The sequence below is a fragment of the Ktedonosporobacter rubrisoli genome, from assembly GCF_004208415.1.
GTDB classification, from domain to species: Bacteria; Chloroflexota; Ktedonobacteria; order Ktedonobacterales; family Ktedonobacteraceae; genus Ktedonosporobacter; species Ktedonosporobacter rubrisoli.
On the sequence record NZ_CP035758.1, the window covers coordinates 5327760 to 5343438 of the forward strand.

Sequence of the window (15679 nt, forward strand, 5' to 3'; positions counted from 1 at the left end):
CCTTACCAGCAAAATTTAAAGCGGCTGGGCGTCCGTAGCGATGTTTTAGCCATGTGACCGATAACAGTCCTTTCCATGTCGAAAACATCCTTAATCGTAAAGAAAGCAGCCTTGGCCAGCTTATGGCATCCTGCCCAAATGCTTACAGCTTCTCAAAGAGGATATCCTGAGCTCCCTCCCACAGAACGACACGCCCCAGTTCGCGCAAATTCTCCCGTCCCTCTACGATCGTCAGGAAGTGATTGCCGGCCAACTGTCCCAGCTTGCTAGCAAAGCACGTGGCACCGTAGGGAAAGAGGATCTCGGTCTCGCTATAGCCTCCGGGATAGAGCAGAATCTCGCCGGGGCTGGGATGGCTGGTATGATTCTCAAAGCCGACCCCGACCTGAAAATCACCAAGAGGAATCCAATCTGACTCGCCGCTCCAGCGCGCCTGAATCAACTTATTGCGGAACGGCAAAAGCTTGCTGAAGGCTGCGCAGGTTTCAGGCGCATTTTCTTCCTCCATACGCGCAGTAAATACAAAGGGGCCTGCGGTAATACGCAGCATAGTCATGATATACACTCCTTTAGCAGAATTTCGCTCATCGGGCATGTCTGATCCAGCCGCCCATAGGATTTGCCGGGCCTGATCGTCGAAACTACGAAGCTGCCTTCTTAACGTCTTTGAAAGATAGAGTCACCACAAGTTTCTTGAGCTTCCCTACGGCTTGCCGGACGCAAGCAAGGCCGCAAGATCTATGCATGAAGGAAAGAAGTATGTTCCCAAATCTGGGCGCTCGCTACTTCCCACGCCTATAGAGAGCTGCTATCAGCGGAAGGAAGCAGGTCCAGCAAGCGGAGATAACAAATTTTGGCAACCTCGCCAAGAGCAATAGAGATCTCTTGCTCACGCGTATGCTTGAGGCGCGTGGTAAAACCGGCAAGAATGCTCTCTTTTTTGTTCTCGCGGGCGCAGATTACGAAAGGGAAAGCAAAGCGATTGCGATATGCCAGGTTCAAACGATTAAAAGTAGCGATCTCCTCTGGCGAGAGCCGATTTAAACCGGCAGCCGCCTGCTCACCGGTGGATTCAGGAGTCAAGGTACCAGCCAGGGCGGCCCGTCCTACGAGATCAGGATGGGAGCGCAACAGCTCTACTTGCTGCTCAGTGGGAGCTTCATACATAATCTTGCAAAGTACCTGGTAGAGCTGCTCACGGCTAGTAAAGGGGCGTTCACTCCAGGCCTGAGTTACGATCCAGGGCGAGCCTTCAAACAGTGGGCTCAAGGCGGCAACAAAGCGTTCCTGGTCAAGCTCATTCATCTCGTGTAGAGTGATTTGTCGTGCATTCATAACGGCTCCTCGCTAAGCTGGCCAGTCCCTGATCTCAAGCAGGCCTGCACTCTGCTCGCTCTGGTTCCCGGCGCATTATAAGAGGCTTCTACTGGTAACTTTCTATATGGCGGAAACAAAATTCCGTTAAAATGGAGTATAACTACTCATTCCAGCAAATGTCAAGTTTTTCAAGCAGCAAGCTGGCTTATCTTTTTCAGCTCTAAGGCTATTTTGCTATCCCGACACAGCCAAAAGAGATTTATCGCCTGCTCGCTTCGGGCATTATTAGGCAAAACTTTCCCAAAAACCTTAGTGTACTTCAGCTTAAGCTACAAATGGGGATACAATAAAAAAAGCAGGCGGGAACAGCTCTTCCTTACCATGCCACATTGGCTGGGCAAGCTCATGCCACGGGTGAAATACTGCCAGATGTGGAATCCCGGCTTGACAGGCTAACAAATCTAAGGCAAATTCCAGAAGAAGGAAAATATAATTTCTTATACCGGAATGGAGTACATTATGCCAGAAACTATCGGCTTTATTGGCCTGGGCATCATGGGCAAGCCAATGGCCCATAATCTGCTTAAAGCAGGCTATTCGCTCATCGTCCTTAACCGTCATCAGGAAGTGACCGATGAATTTGTGGCTCAGGGAGCGCGCTCGGCCCAACGTCCCGGCGATGTCGCGGCCAAGAGCGACATTGTGATTACCATGCTTCCCAACTCGCCACAGGTAGAAGAAGTCCTGGCTGGTCCTCAAGGTGTTCTCGAAGGAGCGCATAAAGGCTTAACCGTCATCGACATGAGCACAATCTCGCCCATCGTTACCCAGCGCCTGGCCGAGCAGTTGGACGCCGCCGGAGTTGAGATGCTTGATGCGCCAGTTAGCGGCGGCGACAAGGGAGCTATTGCCGGCACACTCTCGATCATGGTTGGGGGCAATGAGGCAGTTTTTCAGCGCTGCCAGCCCATATTTCAGAAATTGGGCAAGACTATTGTACATGTGGGCGGGCACGGAGCCGGGCAGATCGTCAAGGCCTGCAATCAGATTGTCGTAGCGCTCACAATCGAGGCTGTTGGCGAGGCTCTGGTACTGGGCTCTAAAGCCGGCGTAGATCCTGCCAAAATCCTGCAGGTACTCGGCGGCGGTTTGGCTGGCAATCGGGTCATGGAGATGCGCGGGCCCAACATGCTATCCCACAACTTTGAGCCCGGCTTTCGCATCAACCTGCATCGCAAAGATCTAGACATCGCCCTCTCGGCTGGCCATGCCTATGATGTCTCGCTTCCCGTCACGGCCCTGGTCGATCAGATGTTTTCCTCGCTCGTTGTCCACGGGCGTGGCAATCTTGACCATTCGGCCTTGCTTACCTATCTGGAAGATCTGGCCAATCATAAGATCGGCGAAGATACGCAAGAGTAGCCAGTTGGCACCTGGCTCAAAGAAAACGTGATAAGAATACACAATGCGCCTGCCTGTCTACAATAGCTCATGCTATCTGGCCAGAGCAGGCTTTTTAGTCCAAAGCTGAGCAGATCTATGTCTCTCTTCCAGGCATAAGCAAGACAGTACCTTCATCCACAACTGGCAATTAATCGTGAGAGAGATAGAGATGCATCCATCAGCCCTGTGAAGCGCGATTATGCTTCACCACGTAAGCTGACGGCTTCCCAGTTCAGCCGAACATGTAGCGAAGAGCGTCTCCAATGGCCGAGTCCCGGCCAGTAGAAAGGAGCTGTAGGCAATGTTCAAACGTATTCTTGTTCCGTTAGATAGCTCGAAGCTAGCAGAAAGTGCGCTTCCCACAGCTGCCATGCTAGCCCGCGACGGAGGCTCTATCTGCCTGGTTCAGGTAGTCGGCGTTCAACCAGAAGTGTGGACGGCACCTGGCGAATACTTGCCAGCCACGATGCCAATGCAAAACGACCAACAAGTCGTTGAGGCAGCCAGGACGGGAGCCAGCCAATATCTGGCAGACATAGCGGCTTCGCCAAGCCTAAAAGATATTCCAACCGAGATTATAACTCCTCTTGGCTCACCGGCTCCAACTATTCTCGCGACAGCACAAAGCCAAAATATAGATATTATTGTCCTTTGCAGCCACGGCTACACAGGCGTAACGCGCTGGATCATGGGTAGCGTGGCCACAAAAATTGTGCGGCACTCAGAGACGCCGGTCCTCGTTCTGCGCAAGGACGGGCCTCAGCTGAACACGCCGGGTCGCCGCTTTAGCGTTCTGGTTCCCCTGGATGGCTCTGCCAGGTCCAAAGCCGCCATCGAACCGGCCGCCAGTCTCGTGACTGCCCTATCTCAGCCCGAGCAAGGAGCGCTTCATCTGTTGCGTGTGGTTAAGCCGCTTGCAGCCGAGCAAGGCAATACACAGGCCGAGCAGCAACAAATTATCGATAAGGCTGAGCAGTACCTCAAAACTGCAGCCGAAACAGTCCAGCAAAGCGACGGTACGGCCAATGCAGCTCGACAAGCCCTATCCTGGTCGGTAGCCCTTAATAACGATATTGCGGGCGCCATCATTCAAGAGGCCGAAGCTGGCGCGCGTTCGGAAGATGATAATGTGCCACATAGTTACGACGCCATAGCCATGGCGACCCACGGCTATGGTGGCTGGCAACACGGTGCGGTAGGCAGCATTGCCGATCGGGTCTTACAATCCACCCGCCTGCCGCTCTTAATCGTGCGCCCTCCCGACATGCGCAGCAATCGGCAAGAGCGTTAGCAGCTTCCAGGTGAGCTTTTTTCGCGGCCAATATAAAGTGACTGACGCTAGCCGCTCAAGGCTGCTGACGTCAGCTTATTTGCTTGTTGCCATAAGTTCTAACCCTGCATCACAAAAGGAGGGCCGGCCTTTCTTCTGGTATCTGTATCATCAAGGGGAAATCTCTCATCAGAGAACCGGAGCTATTTTACTTAGCGGAAAAATTCTTCTCGGCAAACTGATCAATGGCCTTGATCACATCGCCAAGTTCCTGCCCCGTTGAAGTGAGGCGATACTCAACACGCGGCGGAATCTCCAGAAACGCCTCGCGCTGCACAAACCCCTTCTCCTCAAGCATCTTGAGCCGCTGAGAGAGCGTCTTTGAGCTAATATGCCCCATAGACTCTCTTAGCGCATTAAAACGCATAGGACCATGCAGAAGATGCATCACAATCAGCAATATCCACATATCGCCAATAAAGCAGATAGCTGATCTCAAGGGAGAGGTCGCACAGGCCTGAGATATTTCTGCTGGTAACTCCTCATCGAATATTTCCATATTCCTAGTATAGCACAATTTTTTTTGAACAACAACTAACTTGACAACATCAGCTTTACATGTTACCTTTAGTTTCTAAAGGAAAGTAAGAAGAAAAGAGAAACGAAAAAATCTGTAGTCATTCTTTTTCGCGCCATATTTGATATTAGTTTAGAAAGGAACATTATTCATGACACTTGCACTCAGCTCAGGTCTACTTCTCCTGCGCCTGGTTGCGGGCCTGACGATAGCTGCTCATGGCCTGCAAAAGTTGATTCCCTGGGCGGGCGGCCCTGGTTTTAGCGGCATGAAAGAGGGTCTCCAGAAGCAGGGCTTCAAACCTGCAGCATTGTGGACAGGTCTTGCCGTTGTGGGAGAACTGGGCGGCGGCCTCTCGCTGGCCCTGGGCTTCCTGACGCCTCTAGGAGCGGCGGGTATTATAGGAGCTATGACGATAGCGATTTTCAAGACCCATTGGAAAGCTGGCTTCTGGAGTCAGAAGCACGGATATGAATATGCTTTGCTGCACCTGGCTGTAGCCCTGGCCTTTGGCATCATGGGACCCGGCAGCTACTCTCTCGACGCCCTCTTTGGCCTCACGGCGCTCAACACGCTGCCGCTCTTCCTGGTTCTGGCAGCTCTGGCGGTTATCGTTGCTGGTATTGGAGTAATCAGCAGTCGCCCCGCGCCAGTAAAGGCGACTGAAGCTAGTTCGCACGCTTCCTAGATTGATTTGCGGCCTTAAAAGAGCCAACGAAAACGATCGAGCTCCAATAAATCTCCTGGCGGACAAGCCATCCTTAACGACATGTCCATCAAGAGATTTACTGGATTTTTTATGTTAACTACCTTACCCCACCCCATCTTTTCTCCATTATTGCAACTCATTTTTTCAATTTAGCATGCTTCATTACACCCATATCTCCATTTAATGCTTTTTATAAGGTCAATATCAGGCAAGAATTAAGGAATCGATGAGGATTTGATGAGTAATATGTGTAGCCATGATGTGAATGATCAGGTAGAGTGCAAAATGAATATGGACAAAACTTAAGGCAGAACTGCTTGCAAAGCCTTAGAAATGGAGATATACAGACATATGAGAAAATTTGAAGCCTTTATGACTTGCAGAAAGATATCCAACATCTTTTTGCTGTTCACCTATGCTTGTTTTGCCCTGCTGAGCAGCTGCTCCAGCCCGCAATCTGCTCCTTCAGCCCCGCAAAGCGGACAAACATCCCTTGTTACCAGCCCGGCTTCTCCCAGGACAAACCCCACAACAGTTCCTACTTCCTCATCAGCAAGCGCCTTTCCCGCCGATTGTCCGCCGGCTGGCACCACTCGCACCGTAAATCTACCCACTGACACAGGCCCGGCGCAGCCGGCCGTCTTTTACCTTACCGAATGGGGAGGTGTGCAATCAGGATTTCATCTAACGGGCCTGATGCGTTATGATCTGACAACGCACAAAACCACTACCCTCCTCTCCTTTCCCGGCATCACCCTTGGCACCTGGCCTCAGTTCGAGCTCTCGCCAGATAAGCATTGGCTCCTCTTCGCGTACAGCAATGCGGATAGGCATGACATCACCCGCTTGCAACTGCTTCGCACGGATGGAACGCAGGTGCAGACTCTGGCTTGCTTTTCAGAAACGAGTGCCATAACGTCTGTCCATTGGCTATCAGCTGGCGAGCGAATAGTTCTGACGAAAGAGCAGTACGATCAGCAGCAGCCAGCCACGATTTCTACCCTTGAAGAACTGAACCTGACGAGCGGAAAAGCGCAAACGCTTCTCTCAGGTCAGTATTTTCCTTACCTCTGGTTGGACGATCATCGCCTCATTGTTGAGCAAACAACCAGTAAAGACCGCGCTAACTTCTTTCTCCTGGATACCAACAAAGGGAGCCAGCAGAAGCTTGCCGGTCTCACTCCCATTGCCTCTTTTCCTACCTGGGGCAATTTTGTCTACGGCGCAATCGCCACGAGCCCTGATGGCTCGCAACTATTCACCAGCTCATTCGCCCAGGTAGGAACTAACCCTCTGGTCTGCCGAGGACCAGCGGTGCAAGGTCCAGAGACCCTCACGGCCACGGGGAGCGCTGGCGGCTCTACGCATGTCATCTATTCCAGCCAGAGTCTTGCCATCCTGGCTCTGCATCCAGCCAGCGCCCATATATTGCTTTTGTATGTTGAGAACAATACCGGTGATCTGAGCCAGAACGGCTTATGGAAAATCAATACCGATGGCAGTGGTCTCATGCGCCTCACGAGTGCAAAAGACGAGAAATGCCGGGATCTCGATTACAGGGAATTGTCACCGCAAATCGCCAGCAACTATCTATCCTACGCCGTGCTACAAACGGATTCGGCTAAAGGCGAACAGCAGGCCATCATAGTTGGTAGCCTTTCCGGTGGCCCTGCTATCCCCATCGCGAGCAGCACGAATATTCGGGTCAAAGCTAATTTTAACGGCTTTCTGCAATTGGTAGGAATGGCATAGTCCCTGCACCTTTTCAGAATAATTTGGCTGAAGGTTTGGGCAAAAATAAGTGTGGATAATACGTCCCAAACTTTCAGCTCTTTGCTTAAAAGCAAGGCCTTGCATTCAATCTGTCCATAGGATATACTAGTAACCACTATAGTGGTTACTAGGGAGGAAGCCTATGATGAGTACAGTTGAATTGCTCCAACAAACCGGACTGAATAAATACGAGGCCGAGGCCTACTATACCTTGCTTATGCACGGCGCGCTCACCGGCTATGAGGTAGGCAAATTATCGCAAGTCCCACTTTCGCGCAGCTATGAAATCCTCGAACGCCTGGTAGAGAAGGGCCTGGCACTTCTCCAGCCCGGGGAGCCTCCGCGCTACAGCGCTCAGGACCCTCAACAATTCCTGGCCAAAGTGCGTGGCGAGATTGAAGCTACCCTCAATGCCCTCACAATCTCACTGGCAGCGCTTCCTCGTCCAAACACTATGAACGAGTTCTGGGTCATCCGTGGCGAGCAGAACATTCTTAGTCGCCTCCAGGCAATGATCAAAGCGGCCCAATCCACCCTTCTCCTCACGCTGCCAGCCAGCGTCTCAACAGAGCTGGCCGAGCTGCTCAGGGAGGCCGACAGCCGCAGATGTCTTATCCGCCAATTCTCAAGCGCCGATCAGCGCTTTCTCAAAGCTGAAGGCATACTTCTCTTACGCGACAATCATGAGGCCTTGCTTGGAAGCATCGGCCCCGAAGAGCCAGTTCAGGCCATTGTTAGCACCAACACGGCTCTTGTTGCGGCCCTCAACGAGTATGGTCAGCGCGCGCTTCGCCAGAACAACCAGGCAGCTGATAGCGATTGGGTCGCCTGGGAAACGCGCAAGCAGCGTCACCTCTGGGATATAAGCAAAGCTGATCGCGTCGCCTGAGCCTTGCGCGAGACGCATCAGTTCAATGAAAGGACAATGTTTAAGCATGTCATACGATATTCGCGATATCACACTTGCCGAGCGCGGGCGCCAGCGTATTGCCTGGGCCGCGCGCCACATGCCAGTCTTGAATCAAATTAAGGACGAATTTGCGCGCGAGCAGCCATTTCAAGGGCGACGCATCGCCGCTTCCCTACACATCACCACGGAGACAGCCGCGCTTCTTTCAGCCCTACATGCCGGCGGAGCCGAGGTCGCCCTCTGCGCCTCTAATCCGCTTTCCACGCAGGACGACGTATGTGCGGCCCTTGCCGAAAGCGGCATCGCAGTCTATGCCTGTTATAGTGAGGACCTGACTACCTATCAACAGCATATTGAGCAGACGCTCGCGCTTGACCCTCATCTCGTCATGGATGACGGGGCAGACCTGATCGTCGAAGTCCATAATCGCTCACAGGGAAGCAGTGTAGTTGCTGGCATCGAAGAAACTACCTCGGGCGTCACACGTGCCAGAGCCCTGGCCGAGCAGAAACTGCTCAGATTTCCGGTTATCGCCGTCAACGACACACCCACCAAGCGCTTCTTTGACAATCGTTATGGAACCGGCCAGAACACCATTGACGGTATTCTAAGAGCCACTAACATATTTCTTGCCGGAGCCACCTTTGTGGTCGCAGGCTACGGCTGGTGCGGCCGAGGTATCGCCCTGCGCGCTCGCGGTATGGGAGCACGCGTTATCGTGTGCGAGATTAACGCCACCAGAGCTTTAGAAGCAGTTATGGAAGGCTTCCAGGTCTTGTCCATGACCGAGGCCGCGCCGCTGGGTGACATCTTTATTACGGCCACAGGGATGTCAGGAGTGATCAGCGAGCAACACTTGCGCCAGATGAAGGATGGAGCCATTCTTGGCAATTCAGGCCATTTCGATATCGAGGTCGATGTGGCAGCACTGCGCAAGCTTGCTACCAGCACTACAGAGATTCGCGACCATCTCAGCGAGTTTCGTCTGTCTAATGGTCGTACGCTCTACCTGCTGGCCGAAGGTAGGCTTGTGGGCCAGGTCGCCGCTGAAGCCAGCCCGGCCGCAGTCATGGATCTGAGCTTTGCCGATCAGGCCCTCAGTACACGCTATCTGCTCCAGCCTGATCTACAGCTACCACCCGCCGTCTATGATGTTCCACCGGATATCGATGAGCGCGTAGCTCAGCTCAAACTACAAGCCCTGGGCATCAAGCTCGATACCTTAAATGAGAGCCAGCTTGCCTATCAGCACGCCTGGCAATTAGGTACCGTCGCTGCCAGTTAGGGAAAAACTTATGCGCGTACTTATTACAGGTAGCTCAGGTCGCCTGGGAGCCGCAATTGCGGCTCGCCTGGCCGGCCAGCATGAGCCGATTGGACTCGATCTCGTAGCAGGCCCATGGACCCACTATGTCCGCAGCGTGCAAGACAAGCGGGCCATCGCTCAGATTGTGAAGCAGGTCGATGCGATTATCCATACAGCCTCGCTACATCAGCCCCAGCTGGCCACGCATTCGCCAGCAGAGTTTATAGCTATCAATGTAACGGGAACCCACAACCTGATAGAGGCTGCGGCGGCCTCCGGGATACAGCGCTTCATCTATACAAGTACTACCTCACTCTATGGGCATGCCCTGGCTCATCCTAATGAGGCAGTCTGGGTTACTGAGAAGCTTCAGCTCAGGCCGCGCGATATCTACGATTCTACAAAAATCACTGCGGAAAAGCTCTGTTTGCAGTTGGCCGCGCGCCTGCATATACCTGTGACCTGCTTGCGCATCTCGCGCTTCTTTCCCGAAGAGCCACGTACCCAGGCCATTCATCGCCTCTACCGTGGCGTGGATCTTCACGATGCAGCCACAGCCCATGTACTGGCCCTGACAAAACCAGACCTTAGCAGCGATATCTTCAATATCGCCGCGCGCTCACCCTTCCAGAAAAGCGATACGCCATTGCTTTTGCGGAATGCACCTGAAGTTCTCCGCCATAGAGTACCCGATATAGAAGCCACCTTTGCCCGGCTGGACTGGTCCCTTCCCCAGAGCATTGATCGGGTCTATGTGATAGAGAAGGCCGAGCGCCTCTTAGGCTACCAGCCACGCTATAACTTTCACGAGCATTTACAGCAGCAAGGCTATCTCTAGCCTTCCATTCCCTAATAAACTGAGGACGGCAAGAAGGCAGGCTTAATAGCGCGGCCTACCATCTTGCCGCTTCCATTTCGTCCCACCTTCCCTCATCCACGAGCCAGTCATTCTGTAGCCTTACCGGTCGCTTGGCGGCGCAGAACAACATAGGAATCCTTTGTGAGAATAAGATCATTATGGATGGTCAACAGGTCGATCGCCTCAAAGGAGACAAACGAGCCGGCAACGGTAGTTCCCGTAATCAGCGATTCGAAGACAGCATGAGCCTCGCCACAATGCAGGCTGCGAATCTCAAAAGTCAGCGCCTGATAGGAAGCCAGTTGTTCGGCAAAGCTATCGCGCACGGCCTGCCAGCCTCGGTACGGCTCGCCAAACCCGTGCAAATGATATGTAGTGTTCTCAGCATGCATGCTCATAATCGCGGCAAGATCATGGTTATTCCAGGCCTCACCATAACGCATGGCTAACCGCTGCAAGCGTGAACTATTCTCGCTATTCATAATCTACCTTCACTTTCAACAGGGGCCGTGTCCTGACAAGGGGAAATGTTGTAAGAGAAGTCCCAGGGCTGTAGCGTATCGAGAAATAAGGCTGACTCAAATGCTTCGCTTGGAGCGAGAGCGCCCACGCGTCCAGCCCCTGGCGCAAGCAGGCGCTGTACCGCCTCAACGATAATCGGAGCAGTGATACCATAGATATCTACGCCGCGCGCAACGCCGAAGCATTCCTGGCTCCCGGCGGCTGCCTGGACAGCAATAGTAAAGCTGGAGCGAGAGCGAAGATCTGCGGCCACGGCCTCTGACTGAGGCAATTCAGGCTTGTTAATTTCCTGAAGCGTCGCAACTGCCATCAAGGCTTCAATTTGTTGGGTCTGCAGATGCCTTGGAATCGTCAGGATCTCGCCCAATGGATAACCTTCCATGACTTTGAGCGGGCCGATAGGGGCCGGAAAGGAAAATGTAGAGAAGCTCCTCTCTCCGCTACCCTGCACAACGCGGCCATGCTTGTAGACAAAATGTTCTCCCTGCAGGCGCTGCTGGGTCTGCCGCGAGCCAGCAGTAAATACCCAACCCTCAATAGCATAGGCAACTGTAAGCTTATCGAGGGGAGCAAGCGCCGTGCCCACAAGATGAGCAAGCATATCTCCAAGGGTCCCAAAAAAACCCATGGCCGGCACAACCGCTACGCCGGCACTGCGCGCTGGCGCATCGAAGCCTTCGAGTAACGTCTGGATCGTTCGCTGCTCAGTTGCCGCGATATCGAGATAATGAACGCCAGCCTTAATGGCTGCCGCCGCAAGGGGCTCGGCCGTAACCCCAAATGGTCCGGCACAATTAATAAGCACCTGGCATCCCACCAGAAGTTTGCCCAGCGCTTGCGGCTGATCGATCTGTACCTCACATACCTCAATCTCTCCACCGAGCGCATGAGCTACCGCCCGCAGAGCCCGTTCATTGCGCCCGGCCAGAACAGGAGTATAGCCGCGGCGCAAGAGTTCCTCGGCCACTTGTCGACCGGTATAGCCTGCCGCTCCATATACCGCGATCCTCGCCAAAGATTTCATGTAGTTCTCTCTTTCAAATCATAAAGTTCATCGACTATCCAAAGCGCATCTCGGCTCTTTTGATGAGCGTCATCAAGCGTTCAGAAACTTTTCTTGTTCTTACAGGACAGCTCTCGGCCGAAAGTCCGGACCGAAAACCTTAGCCACATGGCTATCCATCCTCCACCCAAATAATACCAACTGGTCGGTTTTATTATAGAGTACAAAAAGGCAACTCGTCAAGATGAGGGAAATTATCAAGTGGTGAGAGGAGATAGTGGATAATCTGGCTCATAGCTACAACCGCGACTTATGATCAAGCATAGAGCGCCAGCAAATCTCTTGTAGCCCTTGTCAAAGTCGTATGGCTATAATAATCTTACAGCAACCTGCGCGTATTTTTGCAGCTCTTGCTAATCCAACATGAAGGGAACCAATTAAATGACATTTGAACCCGATAAGGGCTCGGCCTCTGCACCCTCCACAAAGCGCTATGCAGCCGATATTCGGCAAGATCCAGAGCTTCATACAACAGTTATCGAGCTCTCTTACCATGACCCGGCGAATCCTGCCCGCAATCTCACGGTAGCCATTGCGCCTGACCTGGGGAGCAATATGTTCAGTTTCCGCGTGGGATCGCATGACCTCATCTACTGCGAGCACGAATTACTCAAACGCAAGGACTTTACCGGCAACTTTGTGCTCTGGCCCCTGCCAAACAGGATCAGGGATAAACGCTACACCTATCAGGGACAGAACTATTCGCTGGCAGACATCAAAAGGCAGCAGGGCAATGCAGTGCTCATTCATGGCCTGGTCTTCGATAGACCCTGGCAGTACATGCAGCCTATCGTCGAACCGAACGGCGTCCATGTCACGACCTTCATAGAGATCAATGAAGAGAGCCCATGGTATGCCGCCTATCCTTTTGATAGCAAGCTCACCCTGACCTATAGCCTAGACCAGCACGGCCTCAGCACAACCTATACAGTTTATAATCGCGGCGCAAGAACCCTACCTTTCGGCTTTGCCTTACACCCCTATTTTTCCTTGCTTTCAGGCAAAGATGATACTCTGGTGAGCGTTCCCGCCGATCAAGTCATGGAAGCTGACGACGAGCTATTGCCGACAGGCAGGATCTTCCCCGTAGATAAAATCATGTATGCGATGTATGATCTACGCCAGCCTACCGCTATAGGCAACTTACAACTCGATCACGTCTATACCTCGCTGCATCCCCACGAGCCCGCCATAATTGACTATAGGAAAAACGACCTCCAACTGTATATTACGGCAACCGAAGACTTCACCCACGCCGTAATCTATACCCCTCAAGGGCAACCCTACTTCTGCCTTGAGCATCAAACCTGCTCAACCGACGCCATTAATTTGCACAATCAAGGGCCAGAGCTGCAGAAGGCCGCCCATCTGCTCGAAGTACCGGCCGGCAAAGCCTACAGCGGGACGCTACGCTACACAATACGCTTCGGAAAGTAAGCTATTCTTTGCAGTTGCCCAGAGCCAGGCCTGCCAGTCTGGCTCTACCGGGCCCCGATGGATCACGCGGCAAAGCGCCCTTTGAGCTGATCTACCAGCACAGCTAGAATAATCACCAGACCTGTCGCGATAAACTGCCAGTAAGCATTGATTCCCAGGATGACAAGTCCATTTTGCAGCACGGCTATGATCAGCGTCCCTATCACCGTCCCCATAATCGTTCCTTCGCCCCCAAAAAGAGACGCACCCCCAATCACGACAGCCGCAATAGAATCGATAAGTAAGGGATTGCCCCCATCAGCAGTGCCGCTCGTGTAGCGAAAGACATAGAGCACACCAGCAAGCGAGGCCAGGCCTGCCGAGAGCATATAGATCAAGATTTTATGACGTGCAACAGCGATACCAGCGCGCAGAGCCGCCTCAGCATTTCCGCCGATTGCATAGGTATGCCGACCAAAGCGCGTCTGTGCGAGCAGCCAGTAACAGGCTATGATCAGCACAATACTTACGAGAAGCTGAAAGGGCAAAACGCCAAGGGGCTGAAGCACATGGGCTTTGGCCAGCTTCACTGGTACTTGCCAGAACTGTATCCCCATCCCCGAAATAATATAGAAGAGATAGCCATTGCCAAGCGTATTCACGCCTTCCAGCGTCACAGTCACCGGCTGCTCATGCTCAAGCAGAAAACCGACCCCACAGGCAATACCATACATGCCAAGGGTAACAATAAAAGGCGGGACAGAGAGGCGCGCAATAATCAAGCCATTGATCAGGCCAGGAAGCTGCCCGAGCAGTAGGCCACAGAGCAAGGCGGCTAAAACGGTCAGGAACAACGGCACGCTGGCGCCAATCAGCATCACCACAGTTGCCGCAACTACCGAAGCCAGACCCATCACATAGCCCGTAGATAGATCCAGGCCACCAGTAATAATCACAAAGGTCTGGCCCAGAGCCAACAAAAGCACAAATGCCATATTGGTAACGATATTTTGTAGGTTGACAAAATCAAGAAAACGCGGATTTGCCAGCGAGAAGCCGAGCAACAGGAGCAATAAAAATAACCATGACCAGGCTTTGCTCACGTGCTCAAGCGAGGCACGTATGACTACACGTCTGGCGCGCTTACGCAGGGCCGTGTTTGATCCGTACATCGAGCTCTCTTTCCGGGCTGTGCAGGCACTAGCCGGCCTGCTAATTTATGAGTAAGCGTTATAACCTTGCCTTCCCTTGTCCTGGCCGGGTTCCGGGCAGCTTAGCCCCTACCTGGAGTCCTTATTGGAACATGGCTTTAGCCGCAAATACATCAATTGGTATAGACAGCCGCCTGAGCCTCTGGTGTATCAACATTGCTACGATCGATAACCACATAGTTTGTAGCTACATGTTTCTGTAAACCAGAGGCATCGCCATTGAGAACCTTGACGGCATATTGCACGCCTATTTGCCCCATAGTGCGCGGCAACTGTCCGATAACCAGGTCAACCAGACCTTTGCGCAAATCCACAATCGCCTGCTCCGATGAATCAAAGTGGGCAACCTTGATGATCCCACTCTTACCCGCATTCTTTACAGCCGCCGCCGCACCTTCCGAGCTATACGCATTGGCGCCGAAGATTCCAACAACATCGGGATTACTCTGCAAAAAGGCTGCAGTCTGCTGAGTTGCCTTGGAAATATCGCCACCATCATAATTCGTGCCAGCCAGCGTTACCGCCCCGTTTGTCTCATTGATCGCTGCCTTAAAACCTTGCTCACGCTGGTCCGTCGTGCTGGCGCCCGGCTGCAGGCTCTGCAAATAGACTTTCCCTTTGCCCCCAATCGCTTTGATCAGGGCCTGACCGGCTATCCTGCCTCCTTGTGTATTATCAGAACCAATATAGGCCACGGGAAATTTTACTGGGCCATGCTCATAATCGCCATCGCCAATAAACGAATCCACAGTAATGATCTTGATGCCTTTGTCATTGGCCTTCTGCAAGGGTGCAATCAAGGATTGGTTATCGCAAGGAGCTATGATAATCGCATCAACCCCTTTAGCAATAAAGGCATCGACAATGGGCACCTGTAAAGCTGAACTGTAATTGGCCGGCCCATCGATGAGGAGGGTTACGCCATGCGTTTTGGCCTCGTCCTGCGCCCCTTTCTGAATCATCGTATAGAAAGGAACGCCCTTCATTCCCACGATCAGGGCAATCTTATAATTCTTGTTGGCAGACGGGTTCGAGGAATTAGCGCCTGACGCGCTCGGAGCATTGCTACATGCTGCGAGGGTTATTCCGCCTGCCAAAGCGGCTGCTCCCAGCAAAAATTCTCGGCGCTTCAGCACTTTTCTGCAGCTTGTAGTTCCCTCCAGATCAAAAATAAATCTACTCATCACTATTACTCCTTTAAATATGCTGAAAATACCGGCATGACGCTATCAAGCCGATCCGTCACAGTCCCCTTTGCTCTGGCATACAAGTCACTCCATCTTGTGCCCGGGATCTCTTCCTA

15 protein-coding genes are annotated in these 15679 nt (G+C 52.7%); 8 read left to right on the top strand and 7 right to left on the bottom strand.

The features are described from left to right. Positions 1-142: 142 nt before the first annotated feature. Both EPA93_RS23270 and uraD read right to left on the bottom strand, forming a co-directional pair. Positions 143-556, bottom strand: coding sequence for a DUF3830 family protein (locus EPA93_RS23270; RefSeq protein ID WP_129889798.1), 414 nt, complete (start codon positions 554-556; stop codon positions 143-145). Between the two features lie 239 nt (positions 557-795). Continuing rightward, a complete protein-coding gene (uraD, locus tag EPA93_RS23275; RefSeq protein ID WP_129889799.1) occupies positions 796-1335 on the bottom strand; it encodes a 2-oxo-4-hydroxy-4-carboxy-5-ureidoimidazoline decarboxylase in 540 nt (179 codons plus the stop codon). 501 nt (positions 1336-1836) lie between these two features. On the opposite strand from uraD, the gene EPA93_RS23280 reads away from it, so the two are divergent. Together EPA93_RS23280 and EPA93_RS23285 are read left to right on the top strand one after the other, a co-directional pair. Further along, on the top strand, positions 1837-2739 hold the full coding sequence (locus EPA93_RS23280) for a 2-hydroxy-3-oxopropionate reductase (RefSeq protein WP_129889800.1): 903 nt from the start codon (positions 1837-1839) through the stop codon (positions 2737-2739). A gap of 322 nt (positions 2740-3061) precedes the next feature. Continuing rightward, positions 3062-4051: a universal stress protein gene (locus EPA93_RS23285; protein ID WP_129889801.1), complete on the top strand. Its 990-nt coding sequence runs from the start codon at positions 3062-3064 to the stop codon at positions 4049-4051. A gap of 187 nt (positions 4052-4238) precedes the next feature. Here the strand turns inward: EPA93_RS23285 and EPA93_RS23290 are convergent, their stop codons facing one another. Next, on the bottom strand, positions 4239-4589 hold the full coding sequence (locus tag EPA93_RS23290; RefSeq protein WP_129889802.1) for a winged helix-turn-helix transcriptional regulator: 351 nt from the start codon (positions 4587-4589) through the stop codon (positions 4239-4241). 169 nt (positions 4590-4758) lie between these two features. Here EPA93_RS23290 and EPA93_RS23295 point away from each other — a divergent pair, with 169 nt between their 5' ends. From EPA93_RS23295 to EPA93_RS23315, 5 genes are all read left to right on the top strand, one after another. Continuing rightward, complete coding sequence (locus EPA93_RS23295) at positions 4759-5295, top strand: DoxX family protein (RefSeq protein WP_129889803.1); 537 nt, start codon at positions 4759-4761, stop codon at positions 5293-5295. Between the two features lie 372 nt (positions 5296-5667). After that, positions 5668-7068: a hypothetical protein gene (locus tag EPA93_RS23300; RefSeq protein WP_129889804.1), complete on the top strand. Its 1401-nt coding sequence runs from the start codon at positions 5668-5670 to the stop codon at positions 7066-7068. A gap of 163 nt (positions 7069-7231) precedes the next feature. Beyond that, positions 7232-7978, top strand: a complete 747-nt coding sequence (locus tag EPA93_RS23305) for a TrmB family transcriptional regulator (RefSeq protein WP_129889805.1) — start codon at positions 7232-7234, stop codon at positions 7976-7978. 46 nt (positions 7979-8024) lie between these two features. Then, a complete protein-coding gene (locus tag EPA93_RS23310; RefSeq protein ID WP_129889806.1) occupies positions 8025-9284 on the top strand; it encodes an adenosylhomocysteinase in 1260 nt (419 codons plus the stop codon). A gap of 10 nt (positions 9285-9294) precedes the next feature. Then, a complete protein-coding gene (locus EPA93_RS23315; protein ID WP_129889807.1) occupies positions 9295-10143 on the top strand; it encodes an NAD-dependent epimerase/dehydratase family protein in 849 nt (282 codons plus the stop codon). A gap of 107 nt (positions 10144-10250) precedes the next feature. Here EPA93_RS23315 and EPA93_RS23320 read toward each other — a convergent pair whose 3' ends face one another. Together EPA93_RS23320 and EPA93_RS23325 are read right to left on the bottom strand one after the other, a co-directional pair. Then, the gene (locus EPA93_RS23320; RefSeq protein WP_129889808.1) at positions 10251-10646 is read right to left on the bottom strand and encodes a nuclear transport factor 2 family protein; all 396 of its coding nucleotides are present in this window, start codon (positions 10644-10646) and stop codon (positions 10251-10253) included. Further along, positions 10643-11710, bottom strand: a complete 1068-nt coding sequence (locus EPA93_RS23325; protein WP_129889809.1) for a saccharopine dehydrogenase family protein — start codon at positions 11708-11710, stop codon at positions 10643-10645. Before EPA93_RS23325 ends, EPA93_RS23320 begins: the two co-directional genes overlap by 4 nt. A 420-nt stretch (positions 11711-12130) precedes the next feature. On the opposite strand from EPA93_RS23325, the gene EPA93_RS23330 reads away from it, so the two are divergent. Continuing rightward, on the top strand, positions 12131-13186 hold the full coding sequence (locus EPA93_RS23330) for an aldose 1-epimerase (RefSeq protein ID WP_129889810.1): 1056 nt from the start codon (positions 12131-12133) through the stop codon (positions 13184-13186). A gap of 62 nt (positions 13187-13248) precedes the next feature. On the opposite strand, the gene EPA93_RS23335 is transcribed toward EPA93_RS23330, so the two are convergent. Both EPA93_RS23335 and EPA93_RS23340 read right to left on the bottom strand, forming a co-directional pair. Further along, a complete protein-coding gene (locus EPA93_RS23335; protein WP_129889811.1) occupies positions 13249-14337 on the bottom strand; it encodes an ABC transporter permease in 1089 nt (362 codons plus the stop codon). A 152-nt stretch (positions 14338-14489) separates the two neighbouring features. Then, positions 14490-15560 carry an ABC transporter substrate-binding protein gene (locus EPA93_RS23340; protein ID WP_129889812.1) on the bottom strand — a complete coding sequence of 357 codons (1071 nt, stop codon included), beginning with the start codon at positions 15558-15560 and terminating at the stop codon, positions 14490-14492. Positions 15561-15679 lie beyond the last annotated feature (119 nt).

Excerpts from the sequence above, each read along its gene's own strand:
- EPA93_RS23300 (WP_129889804.1), top strand. The coding sequence starts at position 5,668 with ATGAGAAAATTTGAAGCCTTTATGACTTGCAGAAAGATATCCAACATC.
- EPA93_RS23325 (WP_129889809.1), bottom strand. The coding sequence starts at position 11,710 with ATGAAATCTTTGGCGAGGATCGCGGTATATGGAGCGGCAGGCTATACC.
- EPA93_RS23285 (WP_129889801.1), top strand. The coding sequence starts at position 3,062 with ATGTTCAAACGTATTCTTGTTCCGTTAGATAGCTCGAAGCTAGCAGAA.
- EPA93_RS23310 (WP_129889806.1), top strand. The coding sequence starts at position 8,025 with ATGTCATACGATATTCGCGATATCACACTTGCCGAGCGCGGGCGCCAG.
- EPA93_RS23315 (WP_129889807.1), top strand. The coding sequence starts at position 9,295 with ATGCGCGTACTTATTACAGGTAGCTCAGGTCGCCTGGGAGCCGCAATT.
- EPA93_RS23290 (WP_129889802.1), bottom strand. The coding sequence starts at position 4,589 with ATGGAAATATTCGATGAGGAGTTACCAGCAGAAATATCTCAGGCCTGT.
- EPA93_RS23295 (WP_129889803.1), top strand. The coding sequence starts at position 4,759 with ATGACACTTGCACTCAGCTCAGGTCTACTTCTCCTGCGCCTGGTTGCG.
- EPA93_RS23280 (WP_129889800.1), top strand. The coding sequence starts at position 1,837 with ATGCCAGAAACTATCGGCTTTATTGGCCTGGGCATCATGGGCAAGCCA.
- EPA93_RS23330 (WP_129889810.1), top strand. The coding sequence starts at position 12,131 with ATGACATTTGAACCCGATAAGGGCTCGGCCTCTGCACCCTCCACAAAG.
- EPA93_RS23340 (WP_129889812.1), bottom strand. The coding sequence starts at position 15,560 with ATGAGTAGATTTATTTTTGATCTGGAGGGAACTACAAGCTGCAGAAAA.
- EPA93_RS23270 (WP_129889798.1), bottom strand. The coding sequence starts at position 556 with ATGACTATGCTGCGTATTACCGCAGGCCCCTTTGTATTTACTGCGCGT.
- uraD (WP_129889799.1), bottom strand. The coding sequence starts at position 1,335 with ATGAATGCACGACAAATCACTCTACACGAGATGAATGAGCTTGACCAG.
- EPA93_RS23320 (WP_129889808.1), bottom strand. The coding sequence starts at position 10,646 with ATGAATAGCGAGAATAGTTCACGCTTGCAGCGGTTAGCCATGCGTTAT.
- EPA93_RS23305 (WP_129889805.1), top strand. The coding sequence starts at position 7,232 with ATGATGAGTACAGTTGAATTGCTCCAACAAACCGGACTGAATAAATAC.
- EPA93_RS23335 (WP_129889811.1), bottom strand. The coding sequence starts at position 14,337 with ATGTACGGATCAAACACGGCCCTGCGTAAGCGCGCCAGACGTGTAGTC.